Origin of the sequence: Streptomyces sp. NPDC021225, assembly GCF_044332865.1 — a bacterium.
Taxonomy (GTDB): Bacteria; Actinomycetota; Actinomycetes; order Streptomycetales; family Streptomycetaceae; genus Streptomyces.
The window spans coordinates 1,149,943-1,173,107 of sequence record NZ_JBIRPV010000002.1 but is presented as its reverse complement, the minus strand read 5'-3'; the positions used below and the strand labels follow the sequence as shown (position 1 = coordinate 1,173,107).

Here is a 23,165-nt window from a genome sequence, read left to right as displayed (position 1 = left end):
CACTCCCCCGTATCCAGGAGAATCGGACTATGAACAACCCCCAGCAGCTGCGTTACAGCAAGGAGCACGAGTGGCTGTCGGCCGCCGACGCGGACGGTGTGTCGACGGTCGGCATCACCGAGTTCGCGGCCAACTCGCTCGGCGACGTCGTCTTCGTCCAGCTCCCTGAGGTCGGCACGACGGTCACCGCGGGCGAGACCTGCGGCGAGCTGGAGTCCACGAAATCCGTCAGCGATCTCTACGCGCCGGTCTCCGGCGAGGTCACCGAGGTCAACGAGGACGTGGTGAACGACCCGGCGCTGGTGAATTCCGCCCCCTTCGAGGGCGGCTGGCTGTTCAAGGTGAAGGTGACGGACGAGCCGGACGAGCTGCTCTCCGCCGACGCTTACTCCTCCTTCACCGAAAACTGACCCCCTCCTTCGATCGGGACCCTGATGTCGCTTCTCAACAGCTCCCTGCACGAGCTCGACCCGGACGTAGCCGCCGCGGTCGACGCCGAACTCCACCGCCAGCAGTCCACCCTGGAGATGATCGCCTCGGAGAACTTCGCTCCGGTCGCGGTCATGGAGGCCCAGGGCTCGGTCCTGACCAACAAGTACGCCGAGGGCTACCCGGGCCGCCGCTACTACGGCGGCTGTGAGCACGTCGACGTGGTCGAGCAGATCGCCATCGACCGCGTCAAGGCGCTGTTCGGCGCCGAGCACGCCAACGTGCAGCCGCACTCCGGCGCGCAGGCCAACGCGGCCGCGATGTTCGCACTGCTCTCCCCCGGTGACACCATCCTGGGCCTGAACCTGGCGCACGGTGGTCACCTCACCCACGGGATGAAGATCAACTTCTCCGGCAAGCTCTACAACGTGGTGCCCTACCACGTGGACGCCGAGACCGGCCTGGTCGACATGGACGAGGTCGAGCGGCTGGCCAAGGAGCACCGCCCCAAGCTGGTGATCGCGGGCTGGTCCGCGTACCCGCGCCAGCTGGACTTCGCCGCCTTCCGCCGGATCGCGGACGAGGTCGGCGCGTACCTGATGGTGGACATGGCCCACTTCGCGGGCCTGGTGGCGGCCGGACTGCACCCCTCCCCGGTGCCGCACGCCCATGTGGTGACCACCACCACCCACAAGACCCTCGGCGGCCCGCGCGGCGGGGTGATCCTGTCCACCGCCGAGCTGGCCAAGAAGATCAACTCCGCGGTCTTCCCCGGTCAGCAGGGCGGCCCGCTCGAGCATGTGGTCGCGGCGAAGGCCGTGGCCTTCAAGATCGCGGCGGGCGAGGAGTTCAAGGAGCGCCAGCAGCGCACCCTCGAAGGCGCGCGGCTCCTGGCCGAGCGGCTCACCCAGCCCGACGTGGCCAAGGCCGGGGTCTCCGTGCTGTCCGGCGGCACCGAGGTCCACCTCGTCCTGGTCGACCTGCGCGACTCGGAGCTGGACGGCCGGCAGGCCGAGGACCGGCTGCACGAGATCGGCATCACGGTCAACCGGAACGCCATCCCGAACGACCCGCGCCCCCCGATGGTCACCTCCGGCCTGCGCATCGGCACCCCGGCGCTGGCCACCCGCGGCTTCACCGCCGACGACTTCCGCGAGGTCGCCGACATCATCGCCGCGGCGCTCCAGCCGTCCTACGACGCGGAGGGGCTGAAGGCGCGCGTCACCGCGCTCGCCGACAAGCACCCTCTGTACCCGGACCTGAAGAAGTAATCGGGCCCGCAAGGTGTGTGGGGGCGCACCACCCCCGCGCCCCCACACACCCCGCACCACCACGCACGCACCCGCCGTGCAGACGCAAGGAGTTCACCGGTGGCCATCTCCGTCTTCGACCTCTTCTCGATCGGCATCGGCCCGTCCAGTTCCCACACGGTCGGCCCCATGCGCGCCGCGAGGATGTTCGTCCGCCGGCTGAAGAACGACGGCCTGCTGGCCCACACCGTCGCCGTACGCGCCGAACTCTTCGGCTCCCTCGGCGCCACCGGCCACGGCCACGGCACGCCCAAGGCCGTCCTCCTCGGCCTGGAGGGCCACTCCCCGCGCACCGTGGACGTCGAGACCGCCGACGACGAGGTGGACCGCATCCGCACCACCAAGCGGCTGCGGCTGCTCGACGCGGAGATCGGCACCGAGCACGAGATCGACTTCGACGAGTCCGCCGAGCTGGTGCTGCACCGCCGCCGCTCGCTGCCGTACCACGCCAACGGCATGACCCTGTTCGCGTACGACGCCGACGGCCGACCCCTCCTGGAGAAGACCTACTACTCCGTCGGCGGCGGCTTCGTCGTGGACGAGGACGCGGTCGGCGCGGACCGCATCAAGCTCGACGACACCGCGCTGAAGTACCCCTTCCGCACCGGCGACGAGCTGCTGCGCCTGTCCCGCGAGACCGGCCTGTCCATCTCCGCCCTGATGCTGGAGAACGAGAAGGCCTGGCGCACCGAGGCGGAGATCCGCGCGGGCCTGCTGGAGATCTGGCGCGTCATGCGAAGCTGCGTCGAGCGGGGCCTGTCCCGCGAGGGCATCCTCCCCGGCGGCCTCAAGGTCCGCCGCCGCGCCGCCACCGCCGCCCGCGCGCTGCGCGCCGAGGGCGACCCGGCGACCCACGCCATGGAGTGGGTGACCCTCTACGCCATGGCCGTCAACGAGGAGAACGCCGCGGGCGGCCGCGTGGTCACCGCCCCCACCAACGGCGCGGCCGGCATCATCCCCGCCGTCCTCCACTACTACGCCAACTTCGTCCCCGGCTCGAACCCTGACTCCCACGACGACGGCATCGTCCGCTTCCTCCTCGCCGCGGGCGCCATCGGCATGCTCTTCAAGGAGAACGCCTCCATCTCCGGCGCCGAGGTCGGCTGCCAGGGCGAGGTCGGCTCCGCCTGCTCCATGGCCGCCGGCGGCCTGGCCGAGGTCCTCGGCGGCACCCCCGAGCAGGTCGAGAACGCCGCCGAGATCGGCATGGAACACAACCTCGGCCTCACCTGCGACCCCGTGGGCGGCCTCGTCCAGATCCCCTGCATCGAGCGCAACGGCATGGCCTCGGTGAAGGCCGTCACGGCGGCCCGCATGGCGCTGCGCGGCGACGGACGGCACCACGTCTCCCTCGACAAGGTCATCAAGACCATGAAGGAGACGGGCGCCGATATGAAGGTCAAGTACAAGGAGACGGCGCGGGGCGGGCTCGCGGTGAACGTCATCGAGTGCTAGGGAAATAGGCCCTGACCAGCGCGTTGGTTTCTTTCAGCGCTGTCAGGGCCTTCCCTGCTTACTCGGCGGAACGTCCCGGGAACCTCCCTGGGACAGGCATGAAAGTCCCTGAAAAGTCCCTGGGATATCCCCTCAAGAGGGGCGTCTGACATGGAGCTTCGTGGCATTCACGTGGGCAGCCCGTATTGGTAGTTGCCCGCGCCGACCGCGGCTTCGCGAGTCCGGACCACGAACCCTCGAGACGATCAGAAGCGCGACCCTGCTGCCCAGGCGCGAGACCTTCCTACAGGTTCTCCGGGCCGCGCAGAGTACCGGCCAGGTCCCCGAGGACGCCATCTGGAGCAGGCGGTGAGCGCTGTCGGAGGGCGTACTACGCCGACCACCTCGCCGGTCGGCCCATGGACGCCGAATGGGCAGCCCACGTGATCGACTCCGTTCTCCAGGGAATCGCGGACCAGCCCCACGGCGACAGCGCAGCCGGCCGTGGCGCCTCGCCGAAAAGCTGATCACGAAGTCGGCGCGGGCCTCCTACGACACCGGGCGGCCTGGCCACCGCGCCGCCGACGGGTACCGGAGTACCCTGGGGTACTGGAGGTTCGGACATGACGACGCAGTCTGCGGAATCGAAGCCACGCACGGCAGCTCCCCTGAAGGTGGATCTCGAGACCGACCAGCTGATCACCGAGGGCGCGCACTTCCTCGGGGTGACAAAGAAAGACCTGGTGGCGGACGCGGTGCGCATGTACATAGAGCACCGCCGCGAGGAGATCCGACGAGGCATGGCCGAGTCCATGCGCGTACTGGACGGGACCACGAAGTCCCGCGTCGCGCTGCTGACGGGCATCTCCGCCGAGGACATCGACCGGCTCGGTGGGATCGGCGAGGAGAGGTAACACCCCGGTGGATCGAACGCGCCCCACTCTGCGCTGCCTGACCGAGGACCTGTGCTTACCCGTCCCGCCCATCACGACACCACTGGACGAGGTCGATCACCCTGCGCTGAACAAAGCCCAGGAGCATTTCAACGGCACCGAAGAGCGACCGCACGAACGCATCGGCGCCATCGACGACCAGGTCCTGTTCAAGGTCAAAGTCCAACGATGGCGGGGCGCGGTCTGGAAGTCCGAACCATGTCCGTGGCTCGTGGCCGCCGGCATCCGCGAGGACGGCTCAGCCGACGACTTCTACGCAGCCCTCGCCACCGATGCGAAGGCCGCCCGCAGTGCCTACAACGCGCAGCACTCCCGCCCACTGTCCACGCAGACGTACGTCGGCGGCCTGCTCCCGGACCGGGATGACCACTTGCGCTACCGCCTGGAGGAAGGCACCCGTTTCGTACGCCGACTGGAGAGCGCCATCCCCCAACTCGCCAGCGCCTCACTCCAGGACGACACCGAGCACACCATCGCGTACGACACCTTCACACTGGGCATCCAGATCCGCGCCCAGGAAGGACATGAGGCGTACGTCGCAGTACGGATCACCGGCTCGGTCCCCGGTGACCTCGTCCGCATCGTGCTGGACATCGTCCCCGGCTGCGATCGCGAAGGCTGGTTCCCCGAATCACGCCTCCCCGACCGGGACCTGCTCCCCGCGGAACAGGCATGGTCGAACGTGATGGACCCTGCCGAGGCCAGGAAGCTCCTCGGGGATTGACGGACCGGAATCGCCGAAAGATCTGACATCGCATCAGGGTCATGGCAGAAACGCCCAGGCCGATCCTATGCGGGCCCCCTTGATCCCAGCGGCCTCGTCCCAAAGCTGCCCCAACATGAGGACTCGCGGGGCTCTTCGTGATCACCCACAGAGGGCCCAGCGTCACCCAGAGTCTCCTGCGCAAGCGGGTCTTGCTTTCCTCCTGGCGACGGCCAAGGTCAGCTCGATCTCGAGCAGTCCCCTGCTCGGCAGGCTGGAGACGCCGACCGCGGTGCGGGCGTGCCGGCCGCGCTCGCCGAAGACATCGTGTAGCAGCCGGGACACGGTGTCGAGGACGCGGCTGTGCTCTTCGAAGGCGGGCTCGGCGTTGACGAACCCCCGCAGGTGCAGGACCCGTTCGACAGCGTGAAGGCCGCCCAGTTCATGCCGCAGGGCGCTCAGGGCGCGCAACGTGCAGGCCCGACCGGCACGGGCGAGGGTCTCCGGCGCGGTTGCGGGGCCGACGGGGCCACGCACCACGCCGTCGCCCTCCCGGGAGAGTTGCCCGCTGACCAGGGCGATGCCCCCGTGCACGGCGACGGGCTGGTAGTCGCCGTGGGGGCGGGGTGGTTCGGGCAGCGTCAGGCCGAGGGCCGCGAGCCGTGCCTCGGGGGTCAACGGGTGCTCCTCTCAGCGCCGTCAGCGAGGGCCACGGCGCCGCCCAGCCGCAGGCCGGTGACCGCGTCACCGTCGCGCGCGAAGCGCACGTCAATGCGGGAGGGGCGGCCCATGGCCCGGCCCTGGCGAACATGCACCGCCCCGGCGTTCGGGGCGACGCGGTCGGCGGCGAGCAGGCCGGTGACGAGCGCGGTGGCGGCGATGCCGGTGGCGGCGTCCTCGGGGTAGCCGGAGGACCGGGGGAACTGGCGGGCGTCGAAGACCGGGCGGCCTGGATCACTCACCGCGTAGGGGTAGAGGCCAGTGGAGTCCACCAGGGTGCAGGCCTCCTCGACGCGGTCGAAGTCGGGCCGTAGGGCGTCCAGAAGAGCGGGGGAGGCGAGCGGCAGCAGGGTCTTGACCCGGCTGGTGCTGGCGTTTTGCACCGGCGCCGGGGCGAGGTCGTCCCGCGTGATGCCGAGCACATCGAGCAGGAACTCGACCCGGTCGTCCGCCAGGGGCTCGACGGCGCCGAGAGGCTGACTGATCTCCACGGTGCGCCGCCCGACCGGGCCGCCGAGCCAGCCGAGGACGATGCCGCTGGGGGTGAACACGCGGACCTCGTCGCCGGGTAGGCGACCGAGCCGATCCAGCAGCCACAGGGCGCCGACGGTGACGTGGCCGCACATCGACATCTCATGGTTCGGCACCCAAAAGCGCAGGGCGAGGTCGCAGCCGGAGCCGACCGGCGCGGGCAGGACGAAGCCGCTCTCGTGGCCGGAGCGGCGGGCGACGTCCCGCATCTCCTCGTCGGTCATCGTGGCCGCGTCGACCACGATCGGCGCCGGGTTGCCGCCGCCGGGTCCGTCGGCGAAGACGGTGACGAAGTGAACTTCGGGAAACATCGGTGATCGACTTCCTTTCGGGTGTCCGGCTTTGCCAGGGTGCGGTCAGGGGGCGACGGACGTGTCGGCGGGTTCGGGAACGAGGCTGATGGCCGCGCGGCGGCGTTTCGCGGTCACCCACAGCACGACCGCGACGACCAGAGTGGCCAGTGCCTGCATCACGGGCTGGAGCAGCAGCGGGGTGTCCGGCTGCACAAAGCCCTTGGCGATCATGATGACGGAGACGACGATCGCGGCCGGAGCGGCGAAGAGCAGTTCGCGGCGCTCGACGAGGGCCTGCGCCCACTGCGGGCGGAGGGCCGCCGGGCGCAGCCTCAGGCCGAGCCAGCCGACACCCACGACGGCGATCACCAGCATGAACGTCACCGAACGCAAGGCGATGCCGATCTGGAAGCCGGCGGTGGCCTCCTCCACGAGGAAGGTCAGGCCCAGCACAGCCGTGACCAGGACGGGAACGACGGGGACCTGCCGACGGGTGGTGCGGGCGCAGGCGGCGGGCAGCAGTCCGTCCTGGCTCCACGCGTACATCACACGGGAGCAGTCGACCATCAGCGGCGCGACGGTCTTGCCTGCCACCACGACGACGAAAAGGTCGAAGACGACTGTGACGGCGCGCGGGGCGAGCACGGCGATGATGCCGGGGATGGAGGCAGCGTCCTGGTGGCCGGCCTCCGCCAGCGGGTGCACGGCGTACCAGGGAACGGCGTGGAAGACGGAAGTGGCCACGACACCGTACAGCACAATGGCCACGGCCCAGCCACGCACCAGTCCGCGGGCCAGGGTGCCGCCGTCACGCGTCTCGCCGCCGAGGGAGGGCGCGGCGCTCACGCCGCCGTAGGAGTAGATGAAGAGCACCAGGACGCCGAGGAACGCGCTGAGGCTGGGGGTGTCGTCGGCGGGGCGGTGCACGGGGTGGCCGAGGAGGGTCGCGGCGTGTGCGGCGAAGGCGTGCGGGTCACCGGCCAGGCAGACCGCGACGGTCAGCACGACGACGCCGAGCACCATGGCGAGCATGACGGCCATGACGCGCCCAAAGGAGCGGATACCGCCGAGCTGAAGCAGGGTGAAGACGAGTAGGAGGCCGGCGCCGAGCACGATGTGGCCGCCGGGGCTCTGGGCGAGATCGGCGCCGGATGTCCAGCCGACGGCCTTCAGCAGGCTGCCGAGGAAGACGGCGAAGCCGTAGCTCTGGAATCCGATCGAACCGACGACTCCGACCACGTAGAGGGCGCTGGCGGCGAAGCCGGTGCGGAGTCCGACGGTGCGAGTCATCCAGACGTAGACCGACCCAGCGCGGGGCAGTGCCTGAGCGAACCGGGCGAAGAGCCACACAGCGGGGCCGAGCAGGAAGCCGGCGGCGACGAGGGCGACCGGCACGAGGTAGGTCACGCCCGGCTGGGCGCCCAGGGCGTTGACGAGGACGAGGTTGACGCCGCTGCCGTACTCGGCGGCCAGGGTGGCAGCGGCGACGGCAAGAGTGCCCACGACGCGGGCAAGGGGGGATACGGCGGGCAGGGTTGACGCTGTCTTCTCGGGCATGGAAGACCTTCCATGGACGTACGGAACGGGAGGGAGCGCCCGGGGAGGGGCGCGCGGAGCGGGAGTCCCGGGACTGGACGAGCGGGACGGCAGGCGTGCGGAAGGGGCCGCGCGCCGCGGGCTGCGGCGCTGACGGATGGCCGACCGGGCGGAGACGAGGTCCGCCGTACGGAGCGGTGCGCGCGAGGTTGAGCGCGCGGAAGGGGGCCCGCGGGCGTGGGGCACCGGAGCACGGTGGAGCCCGCACCGGCCAGCCGATCACCTGGACCGGGTCGAACGGTGATGGATGGCGCCCGTCACTGGGTGGGAACGGGCGCGTCGGAGGAGGACAGAGTCAGACGCTCACTCCGGCAGCGGTCAGAGCCTCGCGGCCGAGGGCGGTCAGGTCGAGGCGGCGGCTGCCGTGCCGGGGCCGGATCCACTGCCGCGCGAGGAATCCCTGGGCGACGGCGGCGCCGAGTGCGCCCCCGAGGTGAGGGGCCTTCTCGGTCCAGTCAGGGCAGCCGTACGCGAAACGGCGGCGAGCGCCGAGCAGCGGTTCCCACTCCGCGACGCCGAAGTCGGGGAGCACGTCGCCCGCGGCAGGGCCGACGGCGAGGTCCCCGTCGTCGAGCGGATCGCCGACGAGGGCGCCGCGGTCGATCAGGGTGCGCAGTACACCGACCCCAAGGTGGCCGCCAACGTGGTCGTAGCAGCCGCGAGCCTCGCCACGCCCGGGCAGGTCCGGCGTGTCGGCGCAGGTGACTCCGGCGGCGGCGCGCAGGTTGGCGAGCACCTCCGCCAGGTAGGCGTTGGGCAGCCGGTAGAGGCTCTGCCGGCCCTGGCGCTCGGTGACCAGCAGCCCGGCCTTGCGCAGCACGGCGAGGTGATTGCTGACCTGGGCCTGCGACTGTCCGGTCACCTCGACCAGTTCGCTGAACGGGCAGGGCCCGTGCTGCGAGACGTGGGTGAGCGCCAAGACCCGCAGCGGGTGCGCCAACTGACGGCTCAGCTCGGCGACCGCAAGGGCCGCGTCGCCCGCCGTTGCGGAACCGTCGACCATCTCCCCTTCACCACCATGTTCCATGACTTCATGCAACATGGCGGAAGGGGGATGTGTCAATGGTTCGACTCTGTCTCACTTTCGGGATGCCGTTGATGATCTTCACTCGGTGGGGTGAAGTCTGCGGACCTCGACGGTGGTGATGTCTTCGTGGTGTTGCGCTGGTGCAGCGGGTTGGACTCGGCGGTCGGAGGGGTGGCCGCAGTGGCAATGGGTTCGGTTTCGGGGCGAGTGATTCCGCCGTTGACGGTGCGGATGGCACGGGCGAGCAATCCACGTGGCACGGCTGCGATGACCCTCAGGGTTTCTGGCGCATCACACTCGCGCGGGCGACACCAGCTTCCAGTCGATTGGACCAGGTGCCCGAGTCGGAGCGCTGGGACGGGCGGCGCCCGGACATGCCGGGGCGGGCCGCACCTGGTTCCAGATGGCGCGGGCGTTCGACGACCTGGCCGTCGACATCCGCGCGGGCGCGTTGCCGGTGCCCCGCACCCACGGCGAGGACCCGGCACTCATGATCGTCTGTCACCGCGCCGCAGACCGGGCCGAGTCGGCGCAGGCCATGGCCGAGGACCTCTTCGACGACGATTTGCACAAGCAGACCAGGAACCCTGCCCTTGCCGGAAATCTCATCCACCCTGGCGAGGACCGCTTCTTCGGGCTCCCGAAACCTTGGCCTCGGTCGCTTGAGCCGACACTCTCGCACATCTGCTGTCAGCGGGTCATGATGATCGATCGTGCTGCCGCGACTGGCTTATCTCGGTGTGAGGAACGTTCCATGGCCAAGGAAAAGAAAAACCGCAGATCAGAGGCTACGGCGGTCCACGGAAGCAGTCGAACTTGCTCCGTCGGATACCTTGTAGGCAGGCAACGGCAAAAAGTCCCCGGCCATGCCGCAAGTCAGGCTCGTCAAGCCAAATCCGCAGGTCACGCCCGTGATCAAAAGCGGCCGACATGTCGGTCAAGTACAAGGAGACGGCGCAGGGCGGGCTCGCGGTGAACGTCATCGAGTGCTGAGGGGATGGGCCCTGACCAGCGCTTTCGTGTCTTTCAGCGCTGTCGGGGCCTTCCCTGCTGACGCGGCGGAACGTCCCCGGAACCTCCCTGCGACAGGCATGAAAGCCCCTGAAGAGTTCCTGGGGAAATCCTCTCGAGACGGGTGCCTGACCTGGAGGTTCGTGGCACTCACCACACGCCGGACCACCGCCGTCCGAGCGGCGTCAAAGGGCACGCGCCGTCACCCCGACGTCACCGCGCCGACAGGCTGTATCAAATCGATCCCCTCCGAGGGATTTGTGGGTACCATTTGATACATGAATGCCGTGGAAAGCTCGCGCCTGGAGCAACGGCTGGCCGGACTCTCCGCCACCTTCACCACAGCACAGGCGCGTCAGGCTTTGCTGTCACCCCGCGACCTGGCGTCCCTGGTTGCGACGGGGGAAATAGACGAACTGTCCCGTGGCGTGTATCGGCGGGCCGACGCACCGGAGACCGCGTATGCGGACCTCTTGGCCGTGTGCGCACGAGCCCCTCGCGCGGTCGTGTGCGGTGAGTCAGCCCTGGCCCTGCACGAACTGATCGACGACATCCCCTCAGCAGTGCACATCGCCGTGCCACGGGGTTCACGCCGCCCCACGATCTCCTATCCGCCGACCGTAGTGGCCCAGTACGCCGCCAAGACCTTCAGCCTCGGCATCGAACAGTTCGAAGCAGCGCCGGGAGAGACGATCCCCATGTACAGCCCCGCCCGCAGCGTCGTCGACGCGATGCGACATCGCAGCCGCATCGGCGAGACCCTCGCCCTGTCCGCGCTCGGCCGCTACCTACGCCGCAACGGGCGTGGCGGAGTCAGTGAACTCCAGGACATCGCCCGCGAATTGGGCGCGCTGTCCGTCGTCCGCCCCGCCGTAGAGGCGGTGCTCGCCTGATGGTCAACCCGACTCGCGACACCACCGCCGGCCGGGTCTACAACGACCTGCGCAACCTGGCCCGCCGCAGCGGCCGGTCCACCGACGAGACCATGGTCGAGTACGTACTCGAACGCTTCCTCTACCGCTTGTCCGCATCGCCCCTCGGCCAGGAACACTTCGTCCTCAAGGGCGGCCTATTGCTCGCCCAGTTCGGCGCCCGCCGGATGACCCGTGACATCGACATCCTCGGCCGCGCGTTTCCCGCCGACGAAGCCGAGATCATCCGCAGGATCGCCACGATCTCCGGCACCGAGGTCGACGACGGAGTCACATTCGACCCCACGACGCTCAAGACCGTTCCCATCCGCGAGGAAGACGAGTACCACGGTCTGCGCCTGTCCATGGCCGCGTCCATCGCCCGCGCACGGCTGAAGCTCCAACTGGATGTCAGCTTCGGCGACCCCATCACTCCTGCACCACAGACCATTGACTACCCGCAACAGCTCACGTCGGAGAGCTTTGAGATCCTCGGCTACCCGATCGCCACCGTCATCGCCGAGAAACTCTCCACCGCGGTCTCGCTCGGCGACCTCAACACCCGCGACCGGGACTACGCCGACCTGTACCGCCTGATCGCCCTCAACAACCTCGACGGCGAAGAACTCACCATGGCGCTGGCCGCCACCGCCGCCCACCGCAGCATCACTCTGAAGCCTCTCAGCACGGCAATCACAGACCTCGCCGAGCGCCGCCAAACCTCCTACACCGCCTGGCGCCGCCGACAGGGCCCCACCATGGTCGGCCTCCCGGAGCTCTTCACGGAGGTGGTCCGGCAGGTCACCGCCTTCGCGGAACCCTTGCTGACAGGGGATGCCGCTACCCGCACTTGGGATGCGACAGTCCGCACTTGGGCCTGAATCAACAACGGCGCAAGGCCTCGGCAGACCGCACACGCGTATCCATGAGCCCAGCGTGCCCATCAACGCGGCGCTCCCATGACGGCGGAATGCCTGAGCCGAAGATTGGCACCTCCCGACAAGAGCGGGCATCTGTCACCAGCATGTCCGAGGCCGCCACAGTAGCGATTTCTCGGTTCATAAACCCCGTTCCGGATGCTCCACGGCCGCCCGCGTTGCACCATCGCTGCGCCAATCGCCTCCCTTCAGCCCCCTGCTGCCTGAGGGCCGGTCCCAGATCGCCCAGTACCGGCAGGTCGGCGGGCTGAGTAAGGTCACGCCCGTGATCAAAAGCGGCCGATATCTCGGTCAAGTACAAGGAGGCGGCGCGGGGCGGGCTCGCGGTGAACGTCATCGAGTGCTGAGGGGATGGGCCCTGACCAGTGCGTTCGTGTCTTTCAGCGCTGTCAGGGCCTTCCCTGCTGACGCGGCGGAACGTCCCCGGAAAGCCCCCGGGGAATCCCCTCGAGACGGGCGTGGGCGAAGGTCCGATCCGCCCGGTCCGCCGTCAAGGGCAGCGCTCAGTCCGCCCCGTCGGCGATGCCACCGCGTTCGACCGCCAGCCGGGTCAGTTCGACTCGCGTGTTGATGCCGAGCTTGGCGAAGATGTGCCTCATGTGTGTGTTGACGGTGTGTACAGACACGTAGAGCCGATCGGCGATGGCCCGGTTGGTCAGGCCGTCCACGACGAGCGGAATCAGTTTCCGCTCGGACTCGGTCAGGTTTCCCCACTCCGCGAGGCTCGTCGTGTGCTGTTGTACGGCGCCGGTGCGCACGCCGATTCGCCGCAGGCGCCGCCTGATCCGTTCGTGATCGCGTAGGGCGTCCGAGGCCGACGCAAGCTGACTTGCTTCTTCGAAGTACGGGATGGCCGACGTCGTATCAGCAGACGCGGCCATGAGCTCGCCGAGGTCCTCGCAGGCCGCGGCCAGGGCCAGCGGCCTGCCGGTGCTCCGGTAGGCGGTGATGGCGGACGCGAGTGCGCGTTGGTCGCCGTGGATCAGACCGTCCACATGGGCGCGGGCCGCACTGATGATCTGTTGGCTGTCGTCCTGTGCGGTCAGCCTGCGCAGCGCGCCGGACACGGTCCGCGCGACCGATGGGTCCCCGCCGCGCAGCGCGATACGTACGATCGCGGGCCAGTGGGACGGAGGTACCGCAAGCAACCGCGCCGGCTCACGGTCGCCGAAGCTGCCCGCGAGTGCCGCTGCCGCCGCGGCTCCCCGGCCCTCCGCGTCCGCGAGACAGGCACGCGCGAGCGACACCCAGAGGCCGTAGCGCTGCGTCTTCGTGCCGGGATCCGCTTCGACGGCGCGGAGATGACCCCTGGCCCTGGCGAGGTCACCACGTCTGACCTCCACCAACGCCAGTACGGAGCGGGCCCGCGGATTCGGCTGAGTGATCTCGAGTTCGGCCGCCACCGCCAGACTGGTTTCGGCCTCCACCGCCGCGTCGTCCAGCGCTCCCTGTTCGAGCAGCGAGCAGGCACGGCTGAGATGCCAGTGGGGAAGTGACCATCCGAGGCCCAGCGCCTCCGCCTCGCGCTGTCCCTCCCGCAGGATCCGCCCGGTGTCCGCGAGCCGGTCGGTGGCGGTCAGCACCGTCGCAAGCCACAGCGCCGGGATCCGCGGGGGCCGCAGATAGAGCACGGCGGACTCCGCGCCGGCGCGAGCGGCCGCCGCCTCGGCCAGCTCGAGGGCGCGGGCAAGACGCCCGCGGTAGAAGAACGTCTGCGACTGGAACACCATGGCACTGACGACGAGGGCCGGATCATGGCTGCGGTAGGCGGCCTCGACGAGCCCGGTGTCGGTCTGCTCGGCGGCGGTGATGTCCCCGAGGTATATGTGGCTCGTCGCCTTGGTCTTCAGCAGCCGGATGCGCAGATCGGGCGGAAGCGCGGGAAGGTCCAGGCCCTGCTGGAGGTGTGTCATCGCGGCGGCGTCGTCGCCCACGGCCTGGTGGATCTCGGCGGCCACCAGGCGTAGGCGCGCCTCCTGCAACGGCTCGAGACCGTCCGAAAGGGTGGCGTCGACCAGGGCGAGCGCCTCGTGAACCCGGCGAGTCCGGCCGAGATACTCGGCGGCGTCGGTGAGCAGGGCGATTCGACGCCGGTCGTGCGGGGGCAGCAGGCCGGCGATTCGCTGAGCGAAGTCGGCAGCCGCGTCGGGGGCCGTCGACGACAGTTCCCGTACGGCGGTGTGCACCGTGGTCACGGAGTCCTCGTCGACCGGGCCGCCCGACATCACCACGTGCCAGGCCACTTCCGCCGACCTTGCCCCGGTGACGCGCAGGAGGTCAGCCGCCTCCCGGTGCAGCGCGGTGCGTACGGCCAAAGGCAGGTTCTCGTGGACAGCCTGCCGTATGAGGTCGTGGCGGAACGCGAGTCGCGGGCCGTCGGCCAGGAGCGCGCCGGCGGTCCGGGCGGCCTCGACACCCGACAGCAGGCTGCCGACCGGCCTGCCGAGCATCCGGGCGGCCGTGCCGAGGTCGAATTCGTGGCCGAGAACGGACCCGATCTGGAGCAGTCGCACGGCATCCTCCGGGAGCCGGGCCAGACGCGAGGCGACAGTCAGCCGGAAACCGGCGGGGATGCCCTCGTGCAGGAGTGTCGCCACTCCCCCCTCCACTTTGATCGCATCCGTGTCGGCAAAAGCGCGTACCAGTTCGGTCGCCAGGAACGGGTTGCCCGCGACGCCGCGCAGCGCCTTGGCCAGACCGGGTGACGGCTTCGCCCCGAGCATGTCGGCGGCGATGCGCTCCAACTCCTGAAGCGGCAGGGGGCCGAGGGCCAGCCAACGGGCTCCGAGGTGTTCGAACTCCTCCCGCACCCTGGCGACGGTCGGCCGCTCGGTCTCCGGCCGCACCGCCAGCACCCACAGGATCCGTGAGGCGGCCAGCCGTCCAGGCAGGGTACGCAGCACGAAGAGCGTAGCCGGATCGGCCCACTGCGCGTCGTCCACGAGCACGGCCAGCGGCCCGCGGCGGGCCCGGTCCTCCAGGGCGTCCGCGATGCTGTCCAGCAACCAGAGCCGCTGGTCGTCGGCGGACGGGGCGGCATGGTCGAAATCGTCGGAGGACAGCAGCGCGGACCGCAAGGCGGCTCCTGCGGCGTACTGGTCGAGCTCGTCGGCCCGTAGAGACACCACATCGAAGCCGAGCCGCCGCGCCAGTGCGTCCAGCTCCGCGAGCAGGCGGCTCTTGCCGACACCACGCGCGCCTTCTACGACGACACAGGCACCCCACCCGTCACGCACCGAGCCCAGGGTCTCACGGAGAGCGGTAACCTCGCGGCCTCGGCCCCTCAGGCGCAGCCCGGTCACGGCCCGGTTCTCGCGCCCGCGGACCCGGCCACCCGCGGGGTCTGTGCTGCGCATGGGTCAAGCATGCCGCACAGCCATATGCCCCCTCAACGCCGGTACCTCTGGCATCGCCCGTGATTGCCCCTTTCACCCGGCGCTTCTCGGCCCCCGCGCCGCCCTCTCACCCTGCCGCGGACGGCCTGCGCAAGCGAGGCCGGGTCAGTCGGTGGGCCTCGGGGCGCGCAGGTGGGCCCGCTCCTCCAGTTCCTCGTCGTCGACCAGCGTGAGCATCGGCTGGCCCGGCGCGCACATCATGAACACGATGTACTTGGCCGGCGCGTCCGACGACGCGTTGCCGTTCTGATAGTGGATCACGTCGCCGCCAGGCTCCCAGAATGTCTCCCCAGCCTTGATCACGTGCTCCGCCTCGCCCTCGAGCTCCCACCGGACCGCGCCCTCGATCACGTAGCCGAAACAGGGCCCCGAGTGACGGTGTGGAGGAGTCCCGGGGTCACCGGGGGGCCACTCGACAAGGACGGTCATCCCCGAAGCGCCCTCGGGAATGAAGGGCGGCTTGACGTCCGCCAGCATCTTGGGTCCAAGCCCGCTCACTGATTCCATCCCGTGCTCGTGCACTGTGCTGTACCTCCGTAGGCTTGCCCGGAACGGACGATCTCGCGTCGCCGATTCCGGGCTCGGGCAACTTGCCTCACCATGGAGACAGAGCACGGCCCGCATCTGTGACACGCCGACGGCTGAAGCGTTCGGGGCGTACCGCGTACGCCTGGGCCAAGGATGACGGCCCGCTGCCGGCGCACCAGGGCAGCAATACCGAGACGCCGGAAGCCCGCCTCCCCGCTCGAGGTCGGGGCGACGGGGAGACGGGGAGACGGACGTACACATCCGGCCGGGCCGGACGTCCTGACTCAGCCGAACTGGCCGACCTTGTAGCCGCCGGCCGGCTGCCGGTTGATGATGTTGATGCGGTTGTAGCTGTTGATGACAGCGATGAGGGAGATCAGCGCGACGAGCTGGTCCTCGTCGTAGTGCTTGGCGGCGTTCGCCCAGGCCTCGTCCGTGACCCCACCGGCAGCGTCCGTGATTCGGGTGCCCTGCTCGGCCAGTTCCAGCGCGGCGCGTTCGGCCTCGGTGAAGACCGTCGCCTCCCGCCAGGCGGCGATCAGGTTGAGCCGCACCGAGGTCTCCCCGGCGTGGGCGGCCTCTGTGGTGTGCATGTCGGTGCAGAAGCCGCAGCCGTTGATCTGGCTGGCCCGGATCTCCACCAGATGCCGAGTGGCGACCGGCAGCGCGGAGTCCGACAACACCTTGCTGGCCGAGTTGATGTGCTTCAGCACCTTGGCGGCGACGGCATTGCCGTAGTAGTTGAGACGCGATTCCATGGGATCTCCTTGGCTGAGTTGCGCATACGCATGGTTCGGATGCAGATACACACCACTGACCGCACAACCCGGCAGGGCGTGACACCGAAGGTTTGTGATTCGGGTCTCCGCGGCCCTGCCCCGGTCACAGATCATCCGGTGGGGGCCCCGACGTGGGGCAGTGCGCGGGAGGCGTAGCGGAAACGCGTGCCAAGGAACGCGGCGATCTTGCTCTGGCTGAACACCCACATCACTCGGTGGATGCCTTCCCTGGACGCGGCCAGCGCCAAGATCGCAGAGGGCTCGCCGTCCCGGTAGATCATCACGCCCGTACAGCCGTTGGCATCGACCAGCCGCACATCCGCGTCCCGCCAAAACCGTGGATGGGCGGTCGCCAGGTTGGCGACACGCGCAGGACCCAGCACGGGTACCCGAGCGGCGCCCCGGATCCCGTTGCCGTCGGACAGACTGACGACATCCGGGGTCAGGAGGGCTTCCAGAGCGGCCACATCCCCCGTTCGCGCCGCCGAGACGAACGCGTTCAGAAGGCGTCGGTGCTCCGCCGCGTCCACGCTCCCCCGCTGTTCCTCCGACAGGCGCCTGCGAGCACGGCTCACGATCTTCCGCACATTGACGACACTGCGCCGAAGGATCTCAGCGATCTCGGGATATCCGTAATCGAACGCCTCACGCAATATGTACGCGGCCCGCTCAGCGGGGCTCAGCTTCTCCAACACCAGCAGCAGGGCCAGCTCCAGGACCTCACCACGCTGTGCACCCACCTCCGGATCCGCACTCGTGTCAACGGGCTCCGGCAACCACGGCCCGATATAGGTCTCCCGACGCACACGCGCCGACTGCGCAACATTGATGGCCAAACGGGTCGTCGCGCTCGAAAGAAAGGCCACCGGGCTCACCACCGCACAACGGTCGGTCTTCTGCCAGCGCAGCCACACCTCCTGCACCACGTCCTCGGCCTCGGCCACACTGCCGAGCACACGGTAGGCAATCCCGAAAAGACGCGGCCGACACTGCACAAACACAGAGACAGCCTTTTCAAGATCACTCGGTTTGGGGGACGGTTCGAGGTGCATGGTCCTGTGGTCTTCGCTGCGATCCGTGGCGGGCACTTCGTGGGCTCACAGCCCGACTATCGGTTCAAAACGTCCCTCAATACAAAGAGTGCATTCGCTTTCCCTGAATGGGAAGCATTTCTCGGTCACCCGACCAGAGTGGATCGGGCGCCATCGAAGCGCATCGCATAATCGAGTGATTTGAGCGGAGTCGCGCGACACTGGGGCGCATCGCATAAATGGGTGATTTGGGACTGCCGCCGGACTGACTCCGAGGTCACGGCGTGGATGTTGCTCCTATATCATGCAATCAGCGGACGAAACACCATGCTCCGGTCCAAGACCTCGTGGGCCGTCACGCTACGAGGACATCCACATGGCCGGTGACGGACGATGCCACCCGGCCCAGGAGCGCCGACACCGAAAGGTGTCACAGTTCCCCGGACGGTCTGGTCGTAGTGAGTGACAAACCCCGGCGATCGGAGTAGACCGTGGCTATCACGGAACAGCGTATTTCCACCATGGTGTTGGTGATCGGCACCGGAGGTGCGGGGCTACGGGCAGCAATCGAACTGGCCGAGATCGGCGTTGACGTCGTCGCGGTCGGCAAGCGCCCCAAGGCCGACGCTCATACGGCACTTGCTGCCGGAGGAATCAATGCGGCCTTGGGCACCATGGATCCCGAGGACAGCTGGCAGCAGCACGCCGCCGATACTCTCAAGGAGAGTTATCTGCTGGCCGATCCCCGCACCGTGCAGATCGTCACCCAGGGCGCCGCCCGAGGCATCGACGACCTGGAACGCTACGGCATGGCCTTCGCCAGGGAAGACGACGACCGCATCTCCCAGCGATTCTTCGGCGCACACAAGTTCCGGCGTACCGCCTTCTCCGGCGACTACACCGGTCTGGAAATCCAGCGGACGCTGATCAGACGCGCGGACCAGCTCAACATACCGGTGCTCGACGGCGTCTACATCACCCGGCTTCTGGTCCACGACGGGGCCGTTTTCGGCGCTTACGGCTTCGACCTCACCCGTGGAACGCGCTACCTGATCCATGCCGACGCCGTCATTCTCGCGGCGGGTGGCCACACCCGAATCTGGCGGCGCACGTCCTCGCGGCGCGACGAGAACACGGGCGACTCGTTCCGCCTGGCCGTGGATGCCGGAGCCCGGCTGCGCGACCCCGAGCTGGTTCAGTTCCACCCCTCCGGGCTCATCGAGCCGGAGAACGCGGCCGGCACCCTGGTCAGCGAGGCCGCCCGGGGTGAGGGCGGCATCCTGCGGAACGCGCTTGGGGAGCGGTTCATGAGCCGCTACGACCCAGCGCGCATGGAGCTGTCCACCCGCGACCGCGTGGCCCTGGCCTCCTACACCGAGATCAAGGAAGGGCGTGGGACGCCCAAGGGCGGAGTGTGGCTCGATGTCTCGCACCTGCCACGGCAGACGATCATGAACCGGCTTCCTCGGGTCTACCAGACGCTCATGGACCTTCAGATGCTGGATATCACCCGCGAACCGATCGAGATCGCGCCCACTGCGCACTACTCGATGGGTGGGGTATGGGTACGTCCCGCGGACCACAGCACCGACGTCCGTGGCCTGTACGCCATCGGTGAGGCGTCGAGTGGACTGCACGGCGCCAATCGCCTCGGGGGAAACAGCCTCATCGAGCTGCTGGTCTTCGGCCGCATCACGGGCCAGGCGGCCGCTGCCTACTCGGAGTCCCTGACCGCCCAGCCGCGGTCGGCGTCTGCCATCGCGCAGGCCCGCGCGGAGATCGACGATCTTCTCGCGGCCGACGGACGGGAGAACGTCCGCGCCCTGCAGCGCGCCATACGCAACACCATGACCGAGCATGCGGGAGTCGTACGCGACGAAGAAGGCCTGCGCGCCGGGCTGACGGAGCTCGCGGCGATCGAGAAGAGGATGGAGGACGTCGGCGTGCACCCGGACATCGCCGGCTTCCAGGATCTCGCACACGCCTTTGATCTCAAGTCCGCCGCCCTGTCAGCCAGGGCCACCCTCGAAGCGGCACTGGAGCGCCGCGAGACTCGCGGCTGCCACAACCGCAGCGACTACCCCGCCCTGGATCCCGCTCAGCAGGTCAATCTCGTCTGGTCCCCCACGACTGGTATCACCCGCGAGAGCATTCCGCCCATCCCGGACGAGATCTCCTCACTGATGGAAGAGGTCTCGACCGACGGAAAGCTTGCCGAATGACCTCGTACGGTATGAAGGGATACGCCATGGCGGCACGCCGGTCCGCTCACCTTCAGGCGCGTCAGGTGACCGCCTCCGGGGTCGCCACCTGAGCGAATGCAACAGCCGCACGGCCTCGCGGGGCCATATTCCCGGGCCCCGCGAAAGCCGGACGCCGCAGGCGGGTCGAGGTGACCCGCCCCGAAGCACCGCGCATGGTTCAGCGGCCGATCGACACGTGTACAGGGCGATCAGCGTCGGTGATTGCCGGTGATCTCCTTGTACTCCTGCGCGGTCGGCTTGGGGATCTGTGCGCCTTCGCCGTAGAAGCTCCGACTGAGCCTGGCACGCAGGCGTTGAGCAAGACGGGGTCCGGCACCCGGGTCTCCCGCGCCACCCGCAGCGCTGGAACCGATCGGCTTGTATTGCTCATGCTGTGTGAGAACGTGGAGTTGTTCTTGACTGAGCGGCTCGCGCACCTCGATGAATTCACCGTGTGGCAACCGCTTGATGATGCCGGTCTCGCGACCGTGCAGCACCTTGTCGCGATCTCTGCGCTGAAGACCGAGTGCCCACCGCTTCGTTACGGAATAGGCCAGAAACGGCACGATGACGAGGCCGACGCGAACTGCCCACGTCACTGATTCGACCGAGACATGGAAGCGAATGGCGATGATATCGTTCGCGGCACCGACCAGAGCCACCAGATAAAGGCTCAGCCATGCTACGCCGAGCGCCGTTCGCACAGGACGGTTGCGCGGTCTGTCGAGAAGATTCTGCTCACGGTCGTCACCGGTCACCCAGGACTCGATGAACGGGTATGCACCCATGGCAACGAAGAGGCCGGCGCCCGCCGCCAGTGGGATCAGGTTGTCCAGAGCCAGGGGGTGACCCCAGAAACCCACTTCCCATCCAGGCATGACCCGCAACAGCCCGTCCATTACGCCCATATACCAGTCGGGCTGCGAACCGGCCGAAACCTGGTCGGCACGGTAGGGACCGTACAGCCAGATCGGGTTGATCTGTGCCACCGCAGCGATGACGACGATGACACCGGCGACCAGAAAGAAAACTCCCGCGGACTTTACGGCGCGCACCTTGAACGGCAGCCCCACTACGTTCTTGTTACTCCGTCCCGCACCTGGATACTGCGCTTGCCTGTGGTAAAGAACCAGGAGCAGGTGAACTACGAGCAGCCCCACCATGAACGCAGGGATGAGCAGAACATGGATTGTGTTGAAGCGTGCCACCAGATCGGTTCCCGGGAACTCGCCTCCGAAGAGGAACATCGAGAGGTAGGTTCCGACCACCGGAATGGACAGGATTACCCCGTTGATGACCGCGATTCCGGTCCCAGAAAGAAGGTCACCCGGAAGGTCGTATCCGGTCAACCCCTCGAACATTCCAAGCACCAGCAGCAGGAATCCGAACAGCCAAGTGAATTCGCGAGGCTTGCGGAAAGCGCCCGTAAAGAATACACGCATCATATGGATGAGCATGGTGGCGAGAAATACCAGCGCCGCCCAGTGGTGGGCCTGCCGGATCAACAGACCGCCGCGAACGTCGAAGGAGATGTGCATAGTCGAATCGAATGCCTCAGAAACGATCCGCCCCTTCAGCGGCGCATAGCTTCCGTTGTACTCTATTTCATTCATTGACGGATGGAAGTACAGCGCCAGATACACGCCGGTAACAATGACGATGAAGAAGCTGTAGAGACAGATCTCTCCCAGTACGAACGACCAGTGATCCGGGAACGCCCTTCGCAGACCGGCCCTGAGGGGGCTGCGCACACCCCGTCGTCTGCCAGCCCATTCAGCGACCTTTTCCCCCTTGCCGCCTTTCTGTACTTCGCCCCCCGAACCTCCACCACTCATACCCTTACCACCATCCACGAACCACATGCTCATACGCTCGGGTAGTCGCTCGCCCGACTCTCGTCGGAGCGGTGCGGATCGGCGGCCGTGACGAACGCGTCCCGTGGATTCTCAACGGCGGCGAGGGAGACGAGATCCCTACCCCACAGTGCGGCAGTGAGCCATACCGCGAGAACACGGATCTTGCGCTCCCAGCTGGGCACAGCCAGGACGTGATAGCCCCGGTGCATCAGCCAGGCGGGAAATCCCCTGATGACGATGCGCTTGTACTGGAAAATGCCTCGTCCGAGGCCAAGCGTCGCTACCACTCCCAGACTGCTGTGGCGGTAGTTTCGGGTTCTGCCACCCTGGAGGCTTGCCGCGATGTTTTTCGCAAGTTGCTTGCCCTGCCGCACGGCGTGCTGGGCGTTCGGCACCGTGTGCGCCCCCGGTATGGGCGAAGCCAAGTCGGGAACAGCCGCATCGTCTCCGGCCGCCCACACATCCGGCACGGGTTCGCTGTCGGTACCCACACGGAGATCGGGCCGGACCACGAGCAGTCCCCGCCCGTCGACAGGCAGATCCGTGTGGTTGTGCACGACCGGATTCGAGGCGTTGCCGGCGGTCCAGACAATCAGCGCGGAATCGAATTCCTCTCCGCTGGAAAGCACGACATGGCCGTCTTCTACGGAGAGCAGCTGAGTGTTCAGGTGAACGTGCGCGCCACGGCGTTCCAAAGAGCGCACCACCCAGGCACCGGGCCCGTCTCCCACCTCGGGAAGGATTCGACCGCGGGCCTCAACCAGATGGAACGACAAATCGTCGAAGCTGAGTTCCGGGTAGAACTTGACCATCGCAGTCGCGAGCGACAGCAGTTCACCGAAGCCCTCGACGCCGGAAAACCCGCCGCCCACGAACGTGACGGTGAGCAGCTTTCGCCGCTCGGCACCAGGCGGCAGTGACGCGGCCTGGTCGAGCGCCGTCATGAGCCGGTCGCGTATGGCCACCGCCTCTTCCACGTGCTTCAGGCCTATCGCCTGCTGGGCCAGCCCGGGTATGGGGAAGGTGCGGGTCACGGCACCGGCAGTAACCACAAGGGTGTCGTATTGAAGTTCGTATTCCGCTCCGCTCACAGGCCGGACGGCCACCGTCCGGTCTGCGTGACGGACCTCGGTCACGGTCCCCGCAATCAGCCGGGTATTGCGCAGGTGTCGCCGCAACGACACGGCAGCGTGACGAGCCTCGACCGACCCAGCGGTCACCTCCGGCAGGAAGGGCTGGTACGTCATATAGGGACGCGGGTCGACAACTGTGACCCGTGCCTCACCCCTACGCAGCTTCTTCTCAAGGCCCCATGCGGCGTAGAAGCCCGCGTAGCCGCCACCGACAATCAAAATCTCACGCATTGGTCCCTCTGTTTGTTGTTCGACAACAGAAAGACCATGCGGGGCAGGACTGTGTGACACAGCCGTGGCGGTGGAGCCCCTCACCGGGTCGCCCGCGGGTGCGGCGCCGCTCA

The 23,165-nt window shown here is 68.1% G+C and carries 19 protein-coding genes; 8 read left to right on the top strand and 11 right to left on the bottom strand.

Going from position 1 to position 23,165, the window contains the following annotated elements; genetic code table 11:
• Nucleotides 1–29: 29 nt before the first annotated feature.
• From gcvH to ACH4S9_RS13295, 5 genes are all read left to right on the top strand, one after another.
• On the top strand, nucleotides 30–410 hold the full coding sequence (gcvH, locus tag ACH4S9_RS13315) for a glycine cleavage system protein GcvH (protein WP_311730339.1): 381 nt from the start codon (nucleotides 30–32) through the stop codon (nucleotides 408–410).
• 24 nt (nucleotides 411–434) lie between these two features.
• Nucleotides 435–1,700, top strand: coding sequence for a serine hydroxymethyltransferase (gene glyA, locus ACH4S9_RS13310; RefSeq protein ID WP_311730340.1), 1,266 nt, complete (start codon nucleotides 435–437; stop codon nucleotides 1,698–1,700).
• Nucleotides 1,701–1,799: 99 nt separating this feature from the next.
• Nucleotides 1,800–3,194: an L-serine ammonia-lyase gene (locus tag ACH4S9_RS13305; RefSeq protein ID WP_398371707.1), complete on the top strand. Its 1,395-nt coding sequence runs from the start codon at nucleotides 1,800–1,802 to the stop codon at nucleotides 3,192–3,194.
• A 602-nt stretch (nucleotides 3,195–3,796) separates the two neighbouring features.
• Nucleotides 3,797–4,087, top strand: a complete 291-nt coding sequence (locus tag ACH4S9_RS13300; RefSeq protein ID WP_385344326.1) for a hypothetical protein — start codon at nucleotides 3,797–3,799, stop codon at nucleotides 4,085–4,087.
• Between the two features lie 7 nt (nucleotides 4,088–4,094).
• Nucleotides 4,095–4,850: a hypothetical protein gene (locus ACH4S9_RS13295; RefSeq protein WP_398371704.1), complete on the top strand. Its 756-nt coding sequence runs from the start codon at nucleotides 4,095–4,097 to the stop codon at nucleotides 4,848–4,850.
• Between the two features lie 162 nt (nucleotides 4,851–5,012).
• Here the strand turns inward: ACH4S9_RS13295 and ACH4S9_RS13290 are convergent, their stop codons facing one another.
• The 5 genes from ACH4S9_RS13290 to ACH4S9_RS13270 all read right to left on the bottom strand — a co-directional run bounded on the left by ACH4S9_RS13290 (nucleotide 5,013) and on the right by ACH4S9_RS13270 (nucleotide 9,609).
• A complete protein-coding gene (locus ACH4S9_RS13290; protein WP_398371702.1) occupies nucleotides 5,013–5,507 on the bottom strand; it encodes a RidA family protein in 495 nt (164 codons plus the stop codon).
• Nucleotides 5,504–6,391, bottom strand: coding sequence for a PhzF family phenazine biosynthesis protein (locus ACH4S9_RS13285; RefSeq protein WP_398371700.1), 888 nt, complete (start codon nucleotides 6,389–6,391; stop codon nucleotides 5,504–5,506). Before ACH4S9_RS13285 ends, ACH4S9_RS13290 begins: the two co-directional genes overlap by 4 nt.
• A 45-nt stretch (nucleotides 6,392–6,436) precedes the next feature.
• Entirely contained in the window at nucleotides 6,437–7,930 is a 1,494-nt protein-coding gene (locus ACH4S9_RS13280) for an APC family permease (protein WP_385344314.1), read from the bottom strand.
• A gap of 334 nt (nucleotides 7,931–8,264) precedes the next feature.
• Entirely contained in the window at nucleotides 8,265–8,996 is a 732-nt protein-coding gene (locus tag ACH4S9_RS13275; RefSeq protein WP_158104741.1) for a helix-turn-helix transcriptional regulator, read from the bottom strand.
• 274 nt (nucleotides 8,997–9,270) lie between these two features.
• The gene (locus ACH4S9_RS13270) at nucleotides 9,271–9,609 is read right to left on the bottom strand and encodes a hypothetical protein (RefSeq protein ID WP_398371697.1); all 339 of its coding nucleotides are present in this window, start codon (nucleotides 9,607–9,609) and stop codon (nucleotides 9,271–9,273) included.
• A 676-nt stretch (nucleotides 9,610–10,285) separates the two neighbouring features.
• Here ACH4S9_RS13270 and ACH4S9_RS13265 point away from each other — a divergent pair.
• A complete protein-coding gene (locus ACH4S9_RS13265) occupies nucleotides 10,286–10,900 on the top strand; it encodes a type IV toxin-antitoxin system AbiEi family antitoxin domain-containing protein (protein WP_398371695.1) in 615 nt (204 codons plus the stop codon).
• Nucleotides 10,900–11,799 carry a nucleotidyl transferase AbiEii/AbiGii toxin family protein gene (locus ACH4S9_RS13260; RefSeq protein WP_398371693.1) on the top strand — a complete coding sequence of 300 codons (900 nt, stop codon included), beginning with the start codon at nucleotides 10,900–10,902 and terminating at the stop codon, nucleotides 11,797–11,799. Before ACH4S9_RS13265 ends, ACH4S9_RS13260 begins: the two co-directional genes overlap by 1 nt.
• Nucleotides 11,800–12,359: 560 nt before the next feature.
• Here the strand turns inward: ACH4S9_RS13260 and ACH4S9_RS13255 are convergent.
• The 4 genes from ACH4S9_RS13255 to ACH4S9_RS13240 form a co-directional block, all read right to left on the bottom strand.
• Nucleotides 12,360–15,212, bottom strand: a complete 2,853-nt coding sequence (locus ACH4S9_RS13255; protein WP_398371691.1) for a helix-turn-helix transcriptional regulator — start codon at nucleotides 15,210–15,212, stop codon at nucleotides 12,360–12,362.
• 144 nt (nucleotides 15,213–15,356) lie between these two features.
• Nucleotides 15,357–15,728, bottom strand: a complete 372-nt coding sequence (locus ACH4S9_RS13250; RefSeq protein WP_358847374.1) for a cupin domain-containing protein — start codon at nucleotides 15,726–15,728, stop codon at nucleotides 15,357–15,359.
• 335 nt (nucleotides 15,729–16,063) lie between these two features.
• The gene (locus tag ACH4S9_RS13245) at nucleotides 16,064–16,537 is read right to left on the bottom strand and encodes a carboxymuconolactone decarboxylase family protein (protein ID WP_311730343.1); all 474 of its coding nucleotides are present in this window, start codon (nucleotides 16,535–16,537) and stop codon (nucleotides 16,064–16,066) included.
• A gap of 131 nt (nucleotides 16,538–16,668) precedes the next feature.
• Nucleotides 16,669–17,610, bottom strand: coding sequence for a sigma-70 family RNA polymerase sigma factor (locus tag ACH4S9_RS13240; RefSeq protein WP_385344298.1), 942 nt, complete (start codon nucleotides 17,608–17,610; stop codon nucleotides 16,669–16,671).
• A 500-nt stretch (nucleotides 17,611–18,110) separates the two neighbouring features.
• On the opposite strand from ACH4S9_RS13240, the gene ACH4S9_RS13235 reads away from it, so the two are divergent.
• A complete protein-coding gene (locus tag ACH4S9_RS13235) occupies nucleotides 18,111–19,811 on the top strand; it encodes an FAD-dependent oxidoreductase (RefSeq protein ID WP_311730392.1) in 1,701 nt (566 codons plus the stop codon).
• Nucleotides 19,812–20,041: 230 nt separating this feature from the next.
• Here ACH4S9_RS13235 and ACH4S9_RS13230 read toward each other — a convergent pair whose 3' ends face one another.
• Nucleotides 20,042–21,667, bottom strand: a complete 1,626-nt coding sequence (locus ACH4S9_RS13230) for a cytochrome bc complex cytochrome b subunit (RefSeq protein WP_398371852.1) — start codon at nucleotides 21,665–21,667, stop codon at nucleotides 20,042–20,044.
• Between the two features lie 29 nt (nucleotides 21,668–21,696).
• Nucleotides 21,697–23,052 carry an NAD(P)/FAD-dependent oxidoreductase gene (locus tag ACH4S9_RS13225; RefSeq protein WP_311730345.1) on the bottom strand — a complete coding sequence of 452 codons (1,356 nt, stop codon included), beginning with the start codon at nucleotides 23,050–23,052 and terminating at the stop codon, nucleotides 21,697–21,699.
• Nucleotides 23,053–23,165: the final 113 nt, after the last annotated feature.